The organism is Rhodoligotrophos defluvii (assembly GCF_005281615.1).
GTDB lineage: Bacteria > Pseudomonadota > Alphaproteobacteria > Rhizobiales > Im1 > Rhodoligotrophos > Rhodoligotrophos defluvii.
This window is the reverse complement of the sequence record NZ_SZZM01000002.1, coordinates 854454-871090: the sequence shown is the minus strand read 5'-3', so window position 1 is coordinate 871090 and position 16637 is coordinate 854454. Positions and strand designations below refer to the sequence as shown.

Sequence of the window (16637 nt, the reverse complement as noted above, 5' to 3'; positions counted from 1 at the left end):
GCCCCGGGCCGATCGTAACCATCGGCCGCAAAACCAGCTTCCCCTTTGGCCATTGGCGCACTAGTGTGCGGCGCAATCTGGCCGGCTAACCGGCCGCCCGCTCACTGAACGGCAGACCATGAGCCCTCAGCGCAACTCGACCGATCGGGCCACGGCGCTCAAGCCCGGCACCGCCTTCCAGGATCTATTGCTCACGCTCCAGCTGTTCTGGGCCAAGCAGGGCTGCGTGATCCTGCAGCCCTACGACATGGAGGTGGGCGCCGGCACGTTTCACCCCGCCACCACCCTGCGGGCGCTCGGCCCCAAGCCGTGGCGCGCAGCCTATGTGCAGCCCTCGCGCCGGCCGAAGGACGGCCGCTATGGCGAAAACCCCAACCGGCTTCAGCACTACTACCAGTTCCAGGTCATCATGAAGCCGTCGCCGCCGGATTTCCAGGAGCTCTATCTGCAGAGCCTCTATGCGATCGGCATCGACCCCAAGAACCACGACATCCGCTTCGTCGAGGACGACTGGGAGAGCCCAACCCTCGGCGCGTGGGGTCTCGGCTGGGAGGTGTGGTGCGACGGCATGGAGGTTTCGCAGTTCACCTATTTCCAGCAGGTGGGCGGCTATGACTGCATGCCGGTTTCCGGCGAGCTCACCTACGGGCTCGAGCGGCTGGCCATGTATGTGCAGGGCGTCGACAATGTCTATGACCTCAATTTCAACGGCCAGGCCGGAGACATGCGCATCACCTATGGCGACGTGTTCAAGCAGGCCGAGCAGGAATATTCCCGCTACAATTTCGAGCATGCCGACACGGAGATGCTGTTCCGGCACTTCTCCGATGCGGAGAAGGAATGTGCGAGCCTTCTGGCCGCGGGCGAACGCGACGGCCGCCACGAGATGGCGCTGCCGGCCTATGACCAGTGCATCAAAGCCTCTCACATCTTCAATCTGCTGGACGCCCGCGGCGTCATCTCGGTGACCGATCGGCAGAGCTACATCCTGAGGGTGCGCGAGCTCGCCAAGGCCTGCGCCGGCGCGTGGCTCAAGACCGCCGGAGGCGGCGCCGACGTGATGCCGGCGCCGGCTGCTGCGGAGGCCGTCCATGCCTGAGCTGCTGGTCGAGCTGTTTTCGGAAGAGATTCCCGCCCGCATGCAGCGGCAGGCGTCAGAGGACCTGCGCAAGCTCGTCACCGACGCGCTGGTGGAGCAGGGGCTGCTTTACGAGGGCGCCAAGGGCATGGCTACCCCGCGACGGCTGTCGCTGGTGGTGCATGGCCTGATCGGCCGCCAGCCGGACCGACGAGAGGAGCGAAAGGGCCCGCGGGTGGACGCGCCGCAGAAGGCGATCGATGGCTTCCTCGCCGCCGCCGGCGTGACGCTGGAGCAATGCGTGGTTCAGGAGGACCGCAAGGGCGCCTTCTACGTGGCCCGGATAGAGAAGCCCGGCCGCCCCTCGGAAGAGATCATCGCCGAGGTGATGCCGGCGGTCATCGCCAGGTTTCCCTGGCCGAAATCCATGCGCTGGGGTTCGGGCAGCTTGCGTTGGGTGCGCCCGCTGCACTCGATCATCTGCAGCTTCGATGGCGAGGCTGTGCCGTTTGCAATCGACGGCGTGACCGTGGGGCGTACAACCCGTGGCCATCGCTTCATGGCGCCGGAATCCTTCGATGTGCGCCGGCAGGAGGATTACGAGCGCGAGCTCAAGCGTCACAAGGTGATCATCGATCCCGAGGAGCGGCAGGACGTGATCCGCAACGCGGCCCGCAATCTCGCTTTCGCTCAGGGGCTCACCCTGATCGAGGACGAGGCGCTGGTCGCCGAGAATGCCGGCCTGACGGAGTGGCCGGTGGTGCTCATGGGCTCGTTCGATCCAAGCTTTCTCGACGTGCCGCCGGAGGTGATCATCACCTCCATCAAGGCGCACCAGAAATGTTTCGCCCTGCGCGATGGCAATGGCCGGCTCGCCAATCGCTTTCTGCTGGTGGCGAACCTTGAGGCCGAGGATGGCGGCCACCGGATCATCGAGGGCAACAACAAGGTCATCGCCGCGCGGCTGTCCGACGCCAAGTTCTTTTGGGACCAGGACCGCAAGATGCCGCTGGAGGAAATGGCCGCCAGGCTCGAAGGGGTGCGCTTCCACGAGAAGCTCGGCACCATGGCGGACAAGGTCCGGCGCATCGCGGCACTTGCCGGGGAAGTCGCCCAGCTTGTTGGCGCTGATACCGGCAAGGCCAGGGAGGCTGCGCGGCTGGCCAAGGCCGATCTTGTCTCCGGCATGGTCGGCGAATTCCCGGAGCTGCAGGGGCTGATGGGCCGCTACTACGCCCTCGACCAGGGGCTCGGTCAGGAGGTGGCCGAGGCGATCGGCGCCCACTACAAGCCGCAGGGTCCCTCGGATGCGATTCCACCTGCCAAGGTGGCGCAGGCGGTTGCCATTGCCGACAAGCTCGACACTCTGGTTGGCTTCTGGGCCATCAACGAGAAGCCAACGGGATCCAAGGACCCCTATGCGCTCAGGCGTGCTGCCCTGGGCATCATCCGCATGGTGCTGGAAGGCGGCCTGCGGTTGCCGCTCAGCAAACTCATCACAAAGCACCAGACCCACTTCGCCGGCGCGCCGGAAGGACTAAGCTCCGATCTCCTCTCCTTCTTCGCCGATCGCCTGAAGGTGCATTTGCGCGAGCAGGGCGCCCGCCACGACTTGATCGACGCGGTGTTCTCGCTCGGCGGCCAGGACGATCTGTGGCTGATCGTGCGGCGGGTCGAGGCGCTGGGCAGGTTCCTTGCCACGGACGACGGGGCGAGCCTCTTGGCGGGCGTCAAGCGTGCCGGCAATATCCTGCGCATCGAAGAGGGCAGGGACGGCCGATCCTACACCGGCGCCCCCGATGAGAGCCTGCTGCGGCAACCAGAGGAGAAGGCCTTGGCATCAGCCATTGCCAAGGCCGAGGACGAGGCTGGCCGGGCCGTCAAGGCAGAGGACTTCGAAGGCGCCATGCGGGCGCTGGCGGCACTGCGCGCCCCGGTCGATGCCTTCTTCGACCGGGTGACCGTCAATGCGGACGACCTCGCCCTGCGCGAGAACCGCCTCAAGCTGCTCAGCCGGATCCGCCAATCAACCCAGCAGGTTGCGGACTTTTCCCGAATCGAAAGCTGAACGCCGCCAGCTACTAAACATCGAAATGGGCATGGGCCTTCGCCAGGATGTCACCCAGCTCACGGGTGAGCTGCTCGGCATCCAAATGGAATTCTCTCGCCAGCGGCTCAGCCAATCCTGGCCTCAGATCGTCCGACAAGACCAGATGCGCAGAATTGTCGAAAATCGTTGTATGCGTGCGGACCACGTCGTTGAATCGGTTCGCAAGCTCGCGCAGGGTTGCTTCTGCTTCGCTGCCGTTGCCGGCGAGGTCGGCCTTGCCGAGATCGGCGCGAAAGAGAACATCCGCCACATGCCGCAAGGCGTTCATACGGGCTTCATCGGCCGTGTCGAGATGGTGAATAACGGCCGATCGCCAGCCTTCGCTGCCACGGTCGATCTTCGCCAGCGCCTCACTGAGCTGCTTGCTGGCGTTGATGGCCGCGTCTTCCAGGTTCGTGTATAGCTCGTGACGAGCATCTCCGTTCTCACTGAAGATCGCAAATTTTGGAAGCTGACCGAGATCATGGTCACGGATCTGGTCAATAGCTCCCACCTGGCGGTCAAGCGCTCTGTCCTCGGCGGCCCACGCCTTTAGATCGGCCCGTACCTGATCCAGCGTATTGACTTGATATTTCGTCCCAAACGCTTCCTTGAAGTCGTTCTCACTCATCCGGCCGAGAGTCTCGACCGGATTGCTCATCTTCTGCTCAGGGCCGAACGTCTGATTGAAGTCGTGATCGCTCAGCTGGCTGAGGCTTTCGACCGGGTTGTTCGCCTCCTGGTGGGGGGCGGGCACCTCATGGGCTCTATGATCGTTCGTGGACGCGAGATTCTCGACGGAGCGACCAGCCCCAGGCTCCGAGCGAAGCGACGCGGTGGATCCGTAGCCGCTGGATGAATCGAGGCTCTCGGCCGCCGGATGGCCGGCGAGTGCCTCGAACTTCTGTTTCAGCCTTGCGACCATGCCCGTTGCAGTGGCCGGCTTTTGCAGCTCAGGGTCTTCCAGAGGCCGATCTATGATTTTGAAATTGTTCTCTACTGTCTGGCTCGCAGCCGGGTTGCTCGTTTCATAGCTTGGCGGCTGTCTCAGATTGTGGTCGATCGGCGGGCCAATTCTGTCGGGATTGCCCCCGAGGCCTTCGAAAAATGCTTTGCGGGCTTGGACCAAGGACCCCCCGCTCGGTTTGATGCCAGGAGCGAGCTCCGATTCGAGAATGGTGGTCTCTGCGACCCTTTGCGGAGCACCGAACGGGCTCGACAGCGCCGCGGGTGAAAAAGTTGGCTCCCCAAAAGGCTCGGCTATGAGCCTACTTTCAATGGATTCCAGCGCTGCAACTTCGGATGCGACAGGGAGGGGCCCTTCAGGCGGTGACATGGAGCAAACTCTTCACAAAATTGACGAAGGTAACGGCTGGCTACAATAGCAAAGCCGAAATTACAACTTAAAGTTGTTATCGGGAAGATGCTTTTCAAGATGGCCAAGCGCGCGCCGGTGCCGCGGAACTTGACCGACTGCCCCGCATTATGGCTTTTCGCGAAGTCGTATGGCGCGTCCGGTGCCAACCCGCGCGACGGCAGGCCTCCTGCCGCGCCCCAAGGAAGGTGTGCAGATGAATCCGTCGGTCTCCAGCAGGTGGGTCTATAGTTTCGGAGACGGCCGTGCCGAAGGTACGGCCGGCATGAGGGACCTGCTCGGCGGCAAAGGCGCCAACCTGGCGGAAATGAGCAATCTCGGGCTGCCCGTCCCCCCCGGCTTCACCATAACCACCGAAGTTTGCACCTATTACTACCAGAATCAAAAGCGCTACCCCGAGGGCCTTGAGGCACAAGTCGAGCAAGCCCTGGCGCATGTGGGCCAGCTGGTGGACGCGACCTTCGGCGATGCCGCACGGCCGCTGCTGGTCTCGGTGCGCTCTGGCGCCCGCGCCTCCATGCCGGGCATGATGGACACCGTGCTCAATCTCGGCCTCAACGACGAGACGGTGGAAGGTCTCGCCACCCGTTCCGGCGACCGGCGCTTCGCCTTCGACAGCTATCGCCGGTTCATCCAGATGTATTCGGATGTGGTGCTGGGGGTTGATCACTCCCGCTTCGAGGATGTGCTCGAAAGCTTCAAGGAGGAACAGGGCTATACGCTCGACACCGAGATCTCGGCCGAACAGTGGCAGCGCATCATCAGCCGCTATAAGGCGATTGTGCGCGAGGAGCTTGGCGAACCCTTCCCGCAGGATGTCAAGGCCCAGCTCTGGGGAGCCATCGGTGCGGTGTTCGGCTCCTGGATGACGCCACGCGCCGTCACCTACCGCCAGCTCAACCAAATCCCCGAGGCCTGGGGCACGGCGGTGAACGTCCAGGCCATGGTATTCGGCAATATGGGCGAGACCAGCGCCACCGGCGTCGCTTTCACCCGCAACCCGTCCACGGGCGCGAAGGAGCTCTATGGCGAGTTCCTGGTCAATGCCCAGGGCGAGGACGTGGTCGCCGGCATCCGCACGCCGCAGAACATCACCGAGGCTGCGCGCATCGAGGCGGGCTCCAACGAGCCGTCGTTGGAGACGCTGATGCCTGCCGTGTTCGCCGAGCTGAGAACCATCTACGAGACGCTGGAGCAGCACTATCGGGACATGCAGGACATCGAGTTCACCATCCAGGACGGCAAGCTCTGGATGCTGCAGACCCGCTCCGGCAAGCGCACCGCCAAGGCGGCCTTGAAGATTGCCGTCGATATGGTGGAAGAAGGGCTGATCACACCCGAAGAGTCGGTGTTGCGGGTCGAGCCGCAGTCCCTCGATCAGCTGCTGCATCCCACACTCGATCCGCAGGCCAAGCGCGACGTGCTGGGCACAGGCCTGCCCGCGTCACCGGGTGCCGCCAGCGGCGAGATCGTGTTCGATGCGGACGAGGCGCAGCGGCTGAAGGCTCAGGGCCACAAGCTCATCCTGGTGCGGGTGGAGACGAGCCCCGAAGACATCCATGGCATGCATGCCGCCGAGGGTATCCTGACCACCCGCGGCGGCATGACCAGCCATGCGGCGGTCGTGGCCCGCGGCATGGGCAAGCCATGCGTCTCCGGGGCCGGCGGCATCCGTGTCGATTATGCCAGGGGCCAGCTGATCGCCGGCGACGTGGTGCTTCACCGCGGCGACGTCATCACCATCGATGGCGCTACCGGTCAGGTCATGCGCGGCCATGTCGCCACGGTGAAGCCGCAGCTCTCCGGCGATTTCGCCAAGCTGATGAGCTGGGCCGACGGCATCCGCCGCCTCAAGGTGCGCACCAATGCCGACACGCCGGCCGATGCACGCGCCGCCCGGGAATTCGGAGCGGAGGGCATCGGTCTGTGCCGCACCGAGCACATGTTCTTCGATGAGGATCGCATCGTTGCCATGCGCGAGATGATCCTGGCCGGCGACGAACAGGGCCGGCGCGCCGCCCTGGCCAAAATCCTGCCAATGCAGCGGGCCGACTTCATCGAGCTGTTCGAGATCATGTCCGGCCTGCCGGTTACTATCCGGCTGCTCGATCCCCCGCTGCACGAGTTTCTGCCTCATGCCGATGAGGAGATCGCGGAGGTCGCCGAAGCCACCGGCAAGAGCGTGGACGTGATCAGGGCCCGGGTCGCGGAGCTGCACGAGTTCAACCCCATGCTCGGCCACCGTGGGGTCCGGCTGGCCATCACCTATCCCGAAATTGCCGAGATGCAGGCGCGCGCCATTTTCGAGGCGGCGATCGAAGCGGCCGAACGCACCGGCAAGCCGGTCATCCCGGAGGTGATGGTGCCGCTGGTCGCGCTCAAGGCGGAGCTGGACATGGTGCGTGACCGAATCGTGCAGGTGGCCGAACAGGTCCAGGCGGAAAAGGGCCGCAAGATCGACTATCTCATCGGCACCATGATCGAGCTGCCGCGCGCCGCCTTGCGCGCCGCCGAGATCGCCGAAACGGCCGAGTTCTTCTCCTTCGGCACCAACGACCTGACGCAGACGACCTTCGGCATCAGCCGCGATGACTCCGCCCGCTTCCTCTCCGACTACACGGGGAAAGGCATCATCGAGGTCGATCCCTTCGTCAGCATCGACCGCGACGGCGTCGGCGAGCTCGTCCGCATCGCCGCGGAGCGGGGGCGCAAGGCTCGGCCGGATATCAAGCTCGGCATCTGCGGTGAGCATGGCGGCGATCCGGCTTCGGTGCGATTCTGCGACGAGATCGCCCTCGACTATGTCTCCTGCTCACCGTTCCGCGTGCCGATCGCCCGCTTGGCGGCGGCCCAGGCCAGCGTCACCTCCGATCGGAAAAATCCTTAACAAATTATTGCTAAAATGCTGGCGCGAAGCACAAATCTCGTGCTAGCTTCCCTTTGCGCCGATGAGGTGACCCCGCGCCGTCAGGGGCGGTGGGTCGGCGTTTAGACATTCTTATGGTTAACGTTTCGGAAATGGTTAACCCGTAGCTTAGAGGGGCACGGCGGTTGGGGGTTTACACGAGCGGGGAATTTCGCGGGTGAATTGGCTTCGACGCAAAAACTCAGACAGCCATCATCATTTCCTGTCCGGCGACGATCTCGCCGATGACCCCTTCGCGACGCTCGAGGCGCGGCCACACGAAAAGCGCCTGGACCAAGTGACGCCTTATATCCTGGCCGGCCTGGTCCTGGTCGCCGGGGTAGGCTTCTTGAGCCAATATCTCGGGCAGGATGCTGCGGCACGGGGATCGATGCCCACCGCCTGGGAAGATATCGGCAAGATCCCACGCACGGTGGTCGCCAAGTCGTCCCTGATGCGCACCAATGTCAGCGATCCCGACAAGGCCGGCTTTCCGCTCGTCGGTGACCAGGCGTCAAGCCGGTCCTCCAAGTCCGATTTCATCATCACCCTCGCCAGCCTGCCCAATCCTGAAGATCGCCTGTCGCCGGCCGAGACTCTGATCTTCTCGCCACCGATCGCGAAGCTCGAGCAGCGTTACCGCGATGCGCAGGTTGAAAAGCGCAAGATCCTCAATGCCCGCAAGGAACGCGCAGCCGAGGAGAGTTGCCTTGCCGTGGCCATCTATTTCGAGGCGCGCTCCGAATCGGAGCTTGGGCAGAAGGCCATCGCCAAGGTCATCATGAACCGGGTGAAGAACCCGGCCTTTCCCAAGACGATCTGCGGCGTCGTCTATCAGAACGCCAACAAGGGCAGCAATTGCCAGTTTTCCTTCGCCTGCGACGGCAACCCCGACCAGCCGAAGCCTGGCTTGGCTTGGGAAACCGCCAAGCGCGTCGCCGCCGACGCCATGGCCGGCGACTTCTGGATCAATGAGATCAAGGGCGCGACCCATTACCATGCCGACTACGTGAATCCGCGATGGTCGGGCATGCTCAAGCGCCTCGGCAAGATCGGTCGCCACATCTTCTATACCAAGGGCTGAGTCCAGCAGCGAACTCGGGTCTGGCGACGCAAACTGAAGGCTTCCAAAGCCCATGGGGCTTTCCCCCCAGCGGCGAACCGGCTATCGATCGTCCCACAAGTGGGATCAATGCGGTTTAGCCAATGTCGCACAACACCTTCGGCCATCTGTTCCGGATGACCACCTTCGGCGAAAGCCACGGGCCCGCTATCGGCTGCGTGGTCGACGGCTGCCCGCCGGGTATCCGGCTTGATGCCGCCGACATCCAGCGCGATCTCGACCGGCGCAAACCGGGCCAGTCGCGCTTCACCACCCAGAGGCGCGAGGCGGACGAGGTGCGCATCCTCTCCGGCGTGTTCGAGGATGACCGCACCGGGGGCCAGGTCACCACTGGCACGCCCATTGCGCTGCTGATCGAGAACACCGATCAGCGCTCCAGGGACTATGCCGAGATCCGCGATAAGTATCGCCCCGGCCATGCGGATTTCACCTATCAGATGAAGTATGGCGTGCGCGACTATCGCGGGGGAGGGCGCTCGTCGGCCCGAGAGACGGCCGCGCGGGTGGCGGCCGGCGCGGTCGCCCGCAAGGTGCTTGCCGGTGCCACGATCCGCGCCGCGCTGGTGCAGATGGGCCCCCACAAGGTCGACAGATCTCGCTGGGATTGGGACGAGGTCGAGCGCAACCCCTTCTTCTGTCCGGACGCAAGCGCGGCGGCGCAGTGGGCGGATTATCTCGACAGTGTCCGCAAGGCCGGCTCGTCCACCGGCGCGGTGATCGAAGTGGTGGCGGCGGGCGTAATGCCGGGGCTGGGCGCGCCGATCTATGGCAAGCTCGACCAGGACCTTGCCTCGGCCATGATGAGCATCAACGCGGTGAAAGGCGTGGAGATCGGGGATGGCTTCGCCGCCGCGGCCTTGTCCGGCGAGGAGAACGCCGACGAAATGTACCGGAACCGCAACCAAACCGCCTTCCGGTCCAATCACGCCGGCGGCATTCTGGGCGGCATCTCGACCGGGCAGGACATCATCGTGCGGTTCGCAGTGAAGCCGACTTCATCGATACTGAGCCCGCGGCATACGGTCACGCGCGAGGGCGAGGAGACGGACATCGTCACCAAGGGCCGCCATGACCCCTGCGTCGGCATTCGCGCAGTCCCGGTCGGCGAGGCCATGATGGCTCTTGTGCTTGCCGATCACCTGCTGCGCCACCGCGCCCAGGTCGGCTGACGGGCAGCGCCTACTTCAGGGTTTCGAGCACCGAGCTCGCGCCGGCGCCGCCGTCGCGCAGGGTCGACCTGAGCATCCAGATCGCCTTCTCATGGGCTTCAAGGCGGTCGTCCAGCATGCTGCCGGTGGCCGTGTCGCCCGCGTCCTCGATCAACGGCCGGATGTCCCGCATGGTCCGGACCACCGTCTCGTTATCGCCGATGAGCTGCGACAGCATGTCTTGTGCGGAGGGCACGCCGCGCTCGTCCGCAATGGCAGACAGCTCGGCGAAATCGGCCGGCGTGGCCGGCACGTAATGGCCCAGCGCCCTGATCCGCTCCGCGATCACGTCGACCGCTTCCCAGATGTCGCGATATTGCTCTTCCAGCAACAGGTGCAACTCGCGGAAGTTCTGCCCCTCGATGTTCCAGTGGAAGCCGTGAGTCTTCTGGTAGAGCTTGAAGCTGTCGGCGAGCACGCGGGCCAAGCCGTGGGCCAGCTTCTTCCGTTCCTCGGGGGAGAGTGTGTTGTCGTTGCGCATGAGGAGGCTCCTGCTGATGAAGCCGCGCCAGCTTACCCTTGGCCGATTGTCGAACAATGACGCTGTGCGGCCACGATGAATTCCTTGTTGCCGTCGCCACCGGTGATCGGCGACGGGGTCACGCCCAGCACATGCCAGTCGCGGCTTTCGAGAAAGAGCCGGATGCGTTCGCAGGTTCCGGCATGCAGTGTCGCATCCCGCACGATGCCGCCCTTGCCCAGCCCCTGCGGGCCAACCTCGAACTGCGGTTTGATGAGCGCAACCAGGTCGGCGTCTCCGGCCGCGAGGGCGAGGGCAGCCGGTAGCGCCAGGGTCAGGCTGATGAAGCTGACATCGCAGACGATCAGTTGCGGCATCTCCGGAATGATGGAAGGATCGAGATCGCGGGCATTCAGACCTTCGAACGCGATGACCCGTGGATCGCTCGCGATAATCGGATGGAGCTGGCCATGGCCCACATCGACCGCATAGACCCTTGCCGCGCCGCGCTCGAGCAGCACGTGGGTGAAGCCGCCGGTCGATGCCCCGATGTCCAGCGCGATGCGGCCGGCAACCGGGATGGCGAAATGATCGAGCCCATGCGCAAGCTTCAGGGCAGCGCGTGAGACATAGGCCAGCGACGGGTCACCGGTCAGCGTGATCTGCGCGTTATCGGAGACCATCGCCCCGGGCTTGCGGGCCACCTGGCCATCCACCTGCACGAGCCCACGCGCGATCGCTTCCTTGGCCCGCGCCCGGCTCGCCACCAGCCCGCGGGAAAACAGCAGGTGGTCGAGGCGGCATTTGCCGGCCATGTATCCGATTCCTCCGCCGGCTGGCGCATCACTCCACGTCGAGCGGCATGCTGCCCGCAATGGTTCCATCACCCTTGAGCGTTATGCGCTCGATGCGCGCTTCGGCGGCTTTGAGCAGCGCCTCGCAGTGCTTCTTGAGCGCGTCGCCGCGGGTATAGATGGCGATCGACTCCTCGAGATCGACCCGTCCGCTTTCCAGCCGGTCGACGATGGACTCGAGCTCCTTCAGCGCGGCCTCGAAGCTGAGCCCGGACGTATCGAGCAGGGCACTGCCGCTCTCGTCATTCATTCCGGCCATGCAACTCTCCTTACAGCTCTGCCGCGCGCATCAGCGTCTGCACGTGACAGCCCACCGAGCTCGCCAGCGCCCGCAGATCATAGCCGCCTTCGAGCAGCGAGACGACCCGCCCCTCACAGTGCTTGTCGGCGAGCTCGAGCAGACGCAAGGTGATCCAGATGAAGTCCTCTTCCGTAAGCTGCAGACTTCCCAGCGGGTCGTCGCGATGGGCATCGAACCCGGCGGACATCACGATCAGATCCGGCTCGAACGCGTCGAGTGCGGGCAGCACCACCGACATCATGGCCTCGCGGAACTGGGCCGAGCCGTCGCCCGCGCGCAGCGGAGCGTTCACGATGTTTCCGACCCCCGTCTCGGAAATCTCGCCGGTGCCGGGGAATAGCGGCATCTGGTGGGTCGAGCCGTAGAACAGGTCGCGGTCAGACCAGAAGATGTCCTGGGTGCCGTTGCCGTGATGCACGTCGAAATCGATCACCGCCACCCGGTCGGCATTGTGCGCCTCCCGCGCATGCAGCGCGGCTATGGCGGCGTTATTGAACAGGCAGAAGCCCATGGCCTTGTCCTGCTCCGCATGATGGCCAGGCGGACGGACGGCGCAGAACACGTTGGCGGCTTCGCCATGGAACACCGCATCCACCGCGCGGGTGGCGGCGCCAACGCCGCGCAGGGCCGCTTCCAGGCTCTTGGGGGACATCCAGGTATCCGCATCCAGCGCCCACAGATCCTCCGCCGGCACCGCCTGCTCTATTCGCGCCACATAGCCCTCGTCATGGGCAAGCAGCACCGAGCGCCTCAGGCCGCGCGGCGCCTCCAGCCGCTCCAGCGCCTCGAAATGCGGCGCCGCCAGAATCTGATTGATGGCGCGCAGCCGGTCGGGACGCTCGGGGTGTCCACGGGGAACGAGATGCTCCAGGCAGACCGGGTGGGTGATGAGCAGCGTCGTCACCAGACAGCCGCCTCGACAACCGAGCGCCCGCCTTCAGTGACGCGCCGCTTCAGCGCGCCCGATTCGGTCAGGACGTGCTCGGCGAAGAACCGGGCCACCGGCACGTGATCGTTACCGTTTGCGCGATCGGCAATGGCCCCCTTGGCCAGCCAAGACCCGCCGGCCGTCAGGCCGAACAGGCGCAGATAGGGAGTTGCAGACGCCAGGGCTTCGTCATTGTTGCGGGTCAAGGCCTCGAGCATCCAGGCGGTCGCGTGTTCGAGATCCGCGATGGCCTCTTCCAGGCGGTCGGCAGTTGAACCGAAGGCCGGATCGTTCACCGCGCGAGCCTGACCGGCGATGTCCCGGAACTGCCTGATCAAGTCCGCGACCACTGCGCCTTCGCCCATGGGCAGCTTGCGGCCGACCAGGTCGATCGCCTGCACGCCGTTGGTGCCCTCGTAAATGGGGGTGATGCGCGCATCGCGGTAATGCTGGGCCGCTCCGGTCTCTTCGATGAAGCCCATACCCCCATGCACCTGCACGCCGGTTGACGCCACGTCCACGCCCATATCCGTGGAGAACGCCTTGGCCACCGGCGTGAGCATCTGGCCGATCGCATCCCAGCGCGCGCGCTCCTCCGCCGTTTCGGCATAGCGGGCCATGTCGAAGGCAAAAGCCGTGGCAAAGCAGATAGCGCGGGACGCCTGCACCTTGGCGCGCATGTCGAGCAGCATGCGCTTGACGTCCGGATGCTCGATGATCGGCACCATCTCCGTGCTTCCAGGGCGACGGCCTTGGCGGCGTTCCTGGGCATAGGCCAGCGCCTGCTGGAAAGCGCGCTCGCCAACCGCCACGCCCTGCATGCCCACATGCAGGCGGGCCGAATTCATCATGGTGAACATGCAGTTGAGCCCGCGGTTCTCGGTCCCGACCAGCCAGCCGACGGCGTCCTCATAGGAGAGGACGCAGGTCGGGCTCGCATGGATGCCGAGCTTGTGCTCGAGGCCGACGCAGCTCACCCCGTTGCGCGCCCCCAGCGAACCATCGGGATTCACCAGCACTTTCGGCACCAGGAACATGGAGATGCCGCGGGTGCCTTCCGGCGCGTCCGGAAGCCGGGCAAGGACTAGGTGGATGATGTTCTCGGCGAGGTCGTGGTCGCCATAGGTGATGAAAACCTTGGTGCCGTTGAGGCGGTATGTGCCATCGCCTTGCGGTTCCGCGCGGGTCTTGATGGCGGCAAGATCGGTGCCCGCCTGCGGCTCCGTCAGGTTCATGGTGCCGGTCCACTCGCCGGTGGCCAGCTTCGGCAGATAGATCCGCTTGAGATCGTCGCTGCCATGCTTCTCGAGCGCCTCGGTCGCGCCTTGGGTGAGCAGCGGGCACAAGCCAAAGGCGAGGGCAGCCGTGTTCCACAGCTCCTGTGTGGCCAGCGACAGGGAGAGCGGCAGGCCCTGGCCACCCCATTCCTTTGGCGAGGGCAGGGCGCCCCAGCCGGACTCGATCCACTGGCTGTAGGTCTCCTTCCATCCCGGCGCCGTCACCACCGTTCCGTCATCCCTGCGCTTGGCGCCGTTCTCATCCCCCACCACATTCAGCGGTGCCACCAGTTCAGCGGAAAACCGGCCGGCCTCCTCCAGGATCTGGTCGAGCAGATCGCCCGACAGGTCCTCGATCAGCCCTTGGTCCACCAGCGAGCGAAAGCCTGTGACGGGGCCGAGCGCGTGTTTGAGATCATCGACCTGAGGGGCATAGGGCATGATGGCTCGTGTTCCTGTGGCTTGACCATGGCCGAGCGGCGCGCCATAGCAACCGCTCAAGATGTGCCTGCGAATTTAAGATGCTGAGCCCGATCGTCAATCACTCACACGGCCAAAACCGATCCTTTGCCGCGAGCTTCGGCGGGAGCGAGCACCGGCCATGATGGTGATCGACCGCGACATCGCTCGGGCAGCCGACATTCTCAGGCAGGGCGGCACCGTCGCATTTCCGACCGAAACTGTCTACGGGCTGGGCGCGGACGCGAGCTCGGACCGGGCGGTGGCCAAGATTTTCGCCGCCAAGCAGCGGCCGCAGTTCAATCCGCTCATTGTCCATGTGCCCGATCTCGCGGCGGCCGAGACGCTCGGCAGATTCGACGAGACTGCGCGCAAGCTTGCGGTGGCCTTCTGGCCAGGACCCCTCACCATCGTGGTGCCGCGGCGGGAGGGTTGCCCCATATCCATGCTTGCCTCTGCGGGATTGCCATCCATCGCCATAAGAGTGCCGAGGCACCCGACCGCCCAGGCCCTGCTCAGGGAATCAGGCCTGCCGCTCGCCGCACCCAGTGCCAACCGCTCCGGCCGCATAAGCCCCACGGCGCCGGAGCACGTCGCGAAAAGCCTGGGCGAGGCGGTGGACATGATCCTCACCGGCGGTATTTGCGAGGTGGGGCTGGAGTCAACCATCGTCTCTTGCCTCGGCGATGGCCCAGGCCTGCTGCGGCCTGGGGGTGTGCCGCGGGAGGCAATCGAGGCGATCCTCGGGCAGCCACTGGCGCAGGCGGCGCCAGATCCCGAGCGGCCCCAGGCGCCCGGCCAGCTCGTGAGCCACTATGCGCCGCGGGCCAGGCTGCGCCTCGATGCGGTAAAGCCGGCCGCGAGCGAGGCCTGGCTCAGCTTCGGCGAACATGAAGTCGCGGCCAGCCCCATTACACGCAACCTCTCACCATCCGGTGACCTTGTGGAGGCGGCAGCCAACCTGTTCCGCTATCTTCATGAGTTGGATGCCTCCGGTGTTGAGGTGATCGCGGTTGCGCCGGTTCCACGAAACGGACTCGGCGAAGCCATCAACGACCGGTTGCGCCGAGCCGCCGCACCACGTCAGGCGGCCCAATCAGAAGGCTAGCCTATGTCCTTGCTGCCGCCCTCTCCGGAAACCCTCGCCCGCTTCGCTGCAATCGTGGACGGGGCGAATGCCTTGCGCGGAGAGGCCGAACAGGCCCCCTTCCTCACCGAATGGCGCGACCTCTATCAGGGGCGCACCCCCATGGTGCTGCTGCCCGGCTCGACGGACGAAGTCGCGGCGATCCTGGCGCTCGCCAACGAGACCCGCACGGCCATTGTGCCCCAAAGCGGCAACACCGGACTGGTCGGTGGCCAGATCCCGAATGAAGGTGGCACCGAAATCGTGCTGTCGCTGAAGCGGATGAACCGTATCCGCGACATCGATCCGATCGACAACTCCATGATCGCCGAGGCCGGCTGCATCCTCAGTGACGTCCAGGCAGCGGCCCACGCGGTCGACCGGATGTTCCCCCTGAGCTTGGCGGCGGAAGGTAGCTGCCGGATCGGCGGCAATATCTCCTCCAATGCAGGCGGCATCAACGTGCTGGCCTATGGCAATACCCGCCAGCTGGTGCTCGGGCTGGAGGTCGTCCTCGCCGACGGCCGGATTTGGAACGGGCTCCGCCGCCTGAAGAAGGACAATACGGGTTATGACCTGAAGCAGCTGTTCATCGGTGCCGAGGGTACCCTAGGCGTCGTCACCGCAGCCGTGCTCAAGCTGCTTCCGAAGCCGACCGACCACGCGACAGCGATCATCGCGGTGGTAAGCCCTCGGCACGCGGTGGAGCTGCTCAACCTGATGCAACAGTCCACGGCTGGCCGGCTGACCGCCTTCGAGCTCATCCCCCGTATCGGCCTCGAATTCACCATGCGCCATGCAGACGTGGTGGACCCTTTCGCGACGACCTATCCTTGGTATGTGCTGGCCGAGCTCAGCGGCGGCGAACCGGCGGGCACCCTGGACGCCATGATGATGAAGAGCCTGGAAGCGGGGATGACGGCTGGCCTCGTGCAAGATGCCGTGCCGGCAAGCTCCGAGGCGCAGCGCAACCTGTTCTGGCGCATGCGCGAGGCCTTGTCCGAAGTGCAGAAGCACGAGGGCGGTTCGATCAAGCACGACGTGTCGGTACCGGTCGCGCGGATACCGGCCTTTCTCGACGAAGCGATGGCAGCGGTCGAACGGCTCGTGCCAGGCTCGCGTCCGGTACCGTTCGGCCACCTCGGCGACGGGAATATCCATTTCAACGTGTCGCAGCCGGTCGGCGCGGACAAGGCGGCTTATCTCGCCCGCTGGAGCGAGATGAACGACATTGTTCATGGCATCGTTCTTGCTCATGGCGGGTCGATCAGCGCCGAGCATGGAATCGGCCGGTTGAAGCGTTCCAAAATGGCTGACATCAAGAGCCCGGTGGAACTGGCCATGATGCAAGGGCTCAAGCGCCTGTTCGACCCGAACGGCATTCTCAATCCGGGCAAGCTCTTGCCGTAGATCCCGAGGCGCATTGCGGGACAGGCGATTCCGATTACGAGACG

General features: G+C 64.8%; 13 protein-coding genes. 7 read left to right on the top strand and 6 right to left on the bottom strand.

Features of this window, described 5'->3' with window-relative positions; all coding sequences use genetic code 11:
- Positions 1 to 118: 118 nt before the first annotated feature.
- Both E4P09_RS13185 and glyS read left to right on the top strand, forming a co-directional pair.
- Positions 119 to 1099 (top strand): glycine--tRNA ligase subunit alpha, encoded by a 981-nt coding sequence (locus tag E4P09_RS13185; RefSeq protein ID WP_137390040.1) that lies wholly within the window; start codon positions 119 to 121, stop codon positions 1097 to 1099.
- Positions 1092 to 3146 (top strand): glycine--tRNA ligase subunit beta, encoded by a 2055-nt coding sequence (gene glyS / locus E4P09_RS13180; protein ID WP_137390039.1) that lies wholly within the window; start codon positions 1092 to 1094, stop codon positions 3144 to 3146. Before E4P09_RS13185 ends, glyS begins: the two co-directional genes overlap by 8 nt.
- A gap of 13 nt (positions 3147 to 3159) precedes the next feature.
- Here glyS and E4P09_RS13175 read toward each other — a convergent pair whose 3' ends face one another.
- Positions 3160 to 4503 (bottom strand): hypothetical protein, encoded by a 1344-nt coding sequence (locus tag E4P09_RS13175; protein ID WP_137390038.1) that lies wholly within the window; start codon positions 4501 to 4503, stop codon positions 3160 to 3162.
- A gap of 235 nt (positions 4504 to 4738) precedes the next feature.
- Here E4P09_RS13175 and ppdK point away from each other — a divergent pair, with 235 nt between their 5' ends.
- The 3 genes from ppdK to aroC all read left to right on the top strand — a co-directional run bounded on the left by ppdK (position 4739) and on the right by aroC (position 9739).
- Complete coding sequence (ppdK, locus tag E4P09_RS13170; RefSeq protein ID WP_170984406.1) at positions 4739 to 7429, top strand: pyruvate, phosphate dikinase; 2691 nt, start codon at positions 4739 to 4741, stop codon at positions 7427 to 7429.
- 196 nt (positions 7430 to 7625) lie between these two features.
- Positions 7626 to 8531 (top strand): cell wall hydrolase, encoded by a 906-nt coding sequence (locus tag E4P09_RS13165; protein ID WP_137390036.1) that lies wholly within the window; start codon positions 7626 to 7628, stop codon positions 8529 to 8531.
- 122 nt (positions 8532 to 8653) lie between these two features.
- The gene (gene aroC / locus E4P09_RS13160) at positions 8654 to 9739 is read left to right on the top strand and encodes a chorismate synthase (protein ID WP_137390035.1); all 1086 of its coding nucleotides are present in this window, start codon (positions 8654 to 8656) and stop codon (positions 9737 to 9739) included.
- 10 nt (positions 9740 to 9749) lie between these two features.
- Here aroC and E4P09_RS13155 read toward each other — a convergent pair whose 3' ends face one another.
- From E4P09_RS13155 to E4P09_RS13135, 5 genes are read right to left on the bottom strand one after another with little or no spacing between them, the layout of a single operon-like run.
- A complete protein-coding gene (locus E4P09_RS13155) occupies positions 9750 to 10259 on the bottom strand; it encodes a Dps family protein (protein ID WP_137390034.1) in 510 nt (169 codons plus the stop codon).
- Between the two features lie 32 nt (positions 10260 to 10291).
- The gene (locus E4P09_RS13150; protein WP_137390033.1) at positions 10292 to 11053 is read right to left on the bottom strand and encodes a TlyA family RNA methyltransferase; all 762 of its coding nucleotides are present in this window, start codon (positions 11051 to 11053) and stop codon (positions 10292 to 10294) included.
- Between the two features lie 28 nt (positions 11054 to 11081).
- Complete coding sequence (locus tag E4P09_RS13145) at positions 11082 to 11351, bottom strand: exodeoxyribonuclease VII small subunit (protein WP_239025161.1); 270 nt, start codon at positions 11349 to 11351, stop codon at positions 11082 to 11084.
- Positions 11352 to 11361: 10 nt separating this feature from the next.
- Positions 11362 to 12297 (bottom strand): histone deacetylase family protein, encoded by a 936-nt coding sequence (locus E4P09_RS13140; protein WP_137390032.1) that lies wholly within the window; start codon positions 12295 to 12297, stop codon positions 11362 to 11364.
- On the bottom strand, positions 12294 to 14039 hold the full coding sequence (locus E4P09_RS13135) for an acyl-CoA dehydrogenase family protein (protein ID WP_137390031.1): 1746 nt from the start codon (positions 14037 to 14039) through the stop codon (positions 12294 to 12296). Before E4P09_RS13135 ends, E4P09_RS13140 begins: the two co-directional genes overlap by 4 nt.
- Positions 14040 to 14199: 160 nt before the next feature.
- Between E4P09_RS13135 and E4P09_RS13130 the strand changes: the two genes are divergently transcribed.
- Positions 14200 to 15165: an L-threonylcarbamoyladenylate synthase gene (locus E4P09_RS13130; RefSeq protein WP_137390030.1), complete on the top strand. Its 966-nt coding sequence runs from the start codon at positions 14200 to 14202 to the stop codon at positions 15163 to 15165.
- Between the two features lie 3 nt (positions 15166 to 15168).
- Positions 15169 to 16593 carry an FAD-binding oxidoreductase gene (locus E4P09_RS13125; RefSeq protein ID WP_137390029.1) on the top strand — a complete coding sequence of 475 codons (1425 nt, stop codon included), beginning with the start codon at positions 15169 to 15171 and terminating at the stop codon, positions 16591 to 16593.
- Positions 16594 to 16637: the final 44 nt, after the last annotated feature.

What these genes read in the sequence shown, in the direction of transcription:
- E4P09_RS13185 (WP_137390040.1), top strand. Translation starts at nt 119, where the DNA reads ATGAGCCCTCAGCGCAACTCGACCGATCGGGCCACGGCGCTCAAGCCC.
- glyS (WP_137390039.1), top strand. Translation starts at nt 1,092, where the DNA reads ATGCCTGAGCTGCTGGTCGAGCTGTTTTCGGAAGAGATTCCCGCCCGC.
- E4P09_RS13175 (WP_137390038.1), bottom strand. Translation starts at nt 4,503, where the DNA reads ATGTCACCGCCTGAAGGGCCCCTCCCTGTCGCATCCGAAGTTGCAGCG.
- ppdK (WP_170984406.1), top strand. Translation starts at nt 4,739, where the DNA reads ATGAATCCGTCGGTCTCCAGCAGGTGGGTCTATAGTTTCGGAGACGGC.
- aroC (WP_137390035.1), top strand. Translation starts at nt 8,654, where the DNA reads ATGTCGCACAACACCTTCGGCCATCTGTTCCGGATGACCACCTTCGGC.
- E4P09_RS13155 (WP_137390034.1), bottom strand. Translation starts at nt 10,259, where the DNA reads ATGCGCAACGACAACACACTCTCCCCCGAGGAACGGAAGAAGCTGGCC.
- E4P09_RS13150 (WP_137390033.1), bottom strand. Translation starts at nt 11,053, where the DNA reads ATGGCCGGCAAATGCCGCCTCGACCACCTGCTGTTTTCCCGCGGGCTG.
- E4P09_RS13145 (WP_239025161.1), bottom strand. Translation starts at nt 11,351, where the DNA reads ATGGCCGGAATGAATGACGAGAGCGGCAGTGCCCTGCTCGATACGTCC.
- E4P09_RS13135 (WP_137390031.1), bottom strand. Translation starts at nt 14,039, where the DNA reads ATGCCCTATGCCCCTCAGGTCGATGATCTCAAACACGCGCTCGGCCCC.
- E4P09_RS13130 (WP_137390030.1), top strand. Translation starts at nt 14,200, where the DNA reads ATGATGGTGATCGACCGCGACATCGCTCGGGCAGCCGACATTCTCAGG.
- E4P09_RS13125 (WP_137390029.1), top strand. Translation starts at nt 15,169, where the DNA reads ATGTCCTTGCTGCCGCCCTCTCCGGAAACCCTCGCCCGCTTCGCTGCA.